The following is a 2880-nucleotide window of genomic DNA, read 5'->3' on the forward strand; positions in this document are numbered from 1 at the left end:
CTTTTCGGATAAGCCCCTGCTCGACGGCGTTGTTCAGCATGGCCTCGACGTGATTCCAGAGCGTCTGGGAGCCTTCCTGGATCGGCTGGAGACGGATGAAAACCGCTTCGCGGTCCACGCCCGGTTCTCGCCAGGTGCCGCCGTTATTGACATAATTTTGCAGCGAAGGCATCAAGCGGTCGAGCGCGTTGGCAAAGCGCGCTTCGGGCGTCTGGCGAGCGTCGAACTCCTCCCACAGGCTGCGCAGTTCCTCGCGTTGATCATCGGGCAGCAGGCTGAAGATACGGTCGGCGGCGGCGCGCTCCCGCTCTTCCTTGTCGAGGTTGGCCTGCGCATCGTAGGCGAAGGTGTCGCCGGCGTCGATCTCGACGATGTCGTGCACGAGCACCAGCTTGATGGTGTGCAGCAGGTCGATCGGCTCGTTGGCGTGTTCGGCCAGCACCATCGCCATCACGGCCAGGTGCCAGGAGTGTTCGGCGCTGTTCTCGCGGCGCTCGCCGCCCACGATGGCGGTGCGTCGCAGGACGCGCTTCAGGCGGTCGATTTCGAGCAAGAAAGCGAGTTGAGCGGCGAGGCGGTCGTTGGTCTTGGCGTTATTCATGTTTGCATCCGTCATGATGGTCTCCTATCGATGCTCATTTTACCAGCGCCCTTCCTCTTCTGCGGAATTGAACGGCGGAGGTTTGGGTGGATCGCTTGCTTCCGGCTACAATGGAGACAATGAGGCCAAACGAAGGTAAGGCGAGCGCATGAGCAAAATACGTCTCCCCGGCCTGGTGGATGCGCACGTCCATTTGCGCGAACCGGGCTACGAACACAAAGAGGATTTCGCCTCCGGCACCTGTGCGGCGCTGGCCGGCGGCGTGACCACGGTGTTGGACATGCCCAACACCAACCCGCCGACTTCCACGCCGGAGCGACTGGCGGAGAAGGCCCGACTTGCAGCAGCCAAGGCTGTATGCGACGTCGGGCTTTTTGTTGGCGCCACCAACACCGAGGGCGACGCCTACTTGCCGGCGGCGGAGCGGGCGTGCGGCCTCAAGATTTACGTGAATGACACGTTTGGCAGTCTGCGCATCGACACGCTGGAGATGATGCATCGGCTCTTCCGCTCCTGGGCGGAGAAGGCGGCGCAGGTTGGCTATCGGATGCACGGCGCGGCGAAGGGGCTCGGTCCGATCACTGTTCACGCCGAGGAGCTGATGGTTCCGGTTTGTCTGGCCTTGAGCCACCTGTATAACGTCCCCCTGCACATCGCCCATGTCAGCCGCCGCAGCGAGATCGAGCTGATCCGCAAAGCCAAAGAGCGCGGGCTGCCCGTCACCTGCGAGGCGACGCCCCATCATCTCTTTCTTTCCGTCGAAGATTTGCCGCGGCTGGGCCCGCTAGGCGACATGCGCCCGCGGTTGGCGACGCCCGACGACGTGGCCGCGCTTTGGGAGCATCTGGATGTCGTGGACGTCTTCGCCACGGACCATGCGCCGCACACGCTGGCGGAAAAAGGCGTCGGCGCAAGCGAGGCGCCGGCTTCACCGCCCCCCGGCGTTCCCGGGCTGGAGACGATGCTGCCCTTGCTCTTGACCGCCGTCCACGAAGGCCGGCTCGACGTGCAAGACATCGTCGCCCGCTGCGTGGACAATCCGCGGCGCATTTACGGGCTGCCCGCACAGCCCGACGCCTGGGTGGAGGTCGATGTGGACGCCGCCTACACGTTGACGAACGTCGGCCTGAAAACCAGGGTCGGATGGACGCCTTTCGCCGGTCGGCGCGTCTATGGGCGGGTGGAGCGCGTCGTGCTGCGCGGAGAAACCGTCTATCAAGAAGGGGAAGTATTGGCGAAGCCGGGATTTGGGAAGGTGCTGTTTCAGGAGTAAATAGCCGGACGCTGAATTTTTTTGATTTTCGTTTGATCGTTCGATTTGCAAAAGGAGCAACGTTTCTTATGGAACCCAAAATCAAACAGGTGGACAGCATGGCCGCCAACCGCACGGACAACGGCTTTTACGGCCAAGACATCATCAGCGTCAGCCAGTTCGACCGCACCAAGCTGGATTATATTTTCAACGTGGCGGACGAAATGAAGGTGTTGGTGGAGCGCTTCGGCAGCGCCGACTTGCTCCAGGGCAAGATTCTGGCCAACCTCTTCTACGAGCCGAGCACGCGCACCAGCTCCAGCTTCATGGCGGCGATGCTCCGGCTGGGCGGCCAGGTGATCCCGATCAACAACGTGCAGTATAGCTCGGTGACCAAGGGCGAGAGCCTGCCTGACACCGTGCGCACGCTGGAGAGCTACGCCGACATCATCGTGATTCGCCATCCCGAGGTCGGCTCGGCGGCCATTGCGGCGCACTACGCCAGCAAGCCCGTGATCAACGCCGGCGACGGCGTGGGCGAGCATCCCACCCAGGCGCTGCTCGACCTCTACACCATCATCGAGGCGCTGGGCGAGGTCGGCGGCCTGAAGGTGGCGATGGTGGGCGACCTGAAGTACGGCCGCACTGTGCATAGCCTGACCAAGCTGCTGGTCAACTATCCGGTGGAGTTCGTCTTCGTCAGCCCGGAGATCCTGCGCATGCCCAAGGATGTGCTGGAGGTGCTCGACCGCAGCGGCCACGCCTACGAGGAGCGCGAGGATGTCCACGAGATCATCGGCGACGTCGATGTGCTCTACGTGACGCGCGTGCAGAAAGAGCGCTTCACCGACCTCGCCGAATATGACATGGTCAAGGACCGCTACATCGTCGATCCGGAGCTGATGAGCCGGGCCAAAGACCGCATGATCGTCATGCACCCGCTGCCGCGCGTCAACGAAATCAGCTACGCAGTGGACAACGACCCACGCGCCGCCTACTTCCGCCAGATGCGCAACGGCATGTACAT

General features: G+C 62.7%; 3 protein-coding genes. 2 read left to right on the forward strand and 1 reads right to left on the reverse strand.

Features of this window, described 5'->3' with window-relative positions:
• The coding region (locus Q0367_RS20070; RefSeq protein ID WP_298984382.1) for an HD family hydrolase at nt 1-616 on the reverse strand (616 nt) is incomplete at its 3' end.
• Between the two features lie 133 nt (nt 617-749).
• Between Q0367_RS20070 and Q0367_RS20075 the strand changes: the two genes are divergently transcribed.
• Together Q0367_RS20075 and pyrB are read left to right on the forward strand one after the other, a co-directional pair.
• Nucleotides 750-1874 (forward strand): amidohydrolase family protein, encoded by a 1125-nt coding sequence (locus tag Q0367_RS20075; protein ID WP_298984383.1) that lies wholly within the window; start codon nt 750-752, stop codon nt 1872-1874.
• Nucleotides 1875-1942: 68 nt separating this feature from the next.
• The coding region (gene pyrB / locus Q0367_RS20080; RefSeq protein WP_298984385.1) for an aspartate carbamoyltransferase at nt 1943-2880 on the forward strand (938 nt) is incomplete at its 3' end.

Origin of the sequence: uncultured Caldilinea sp. (genome assembly GCF_937128415.1) — a bacterium.
GTDB lineage: Bacteria > Chloroflexota > Anaerolineae > Caldilineales > Caldilineaceae > Caldilinea.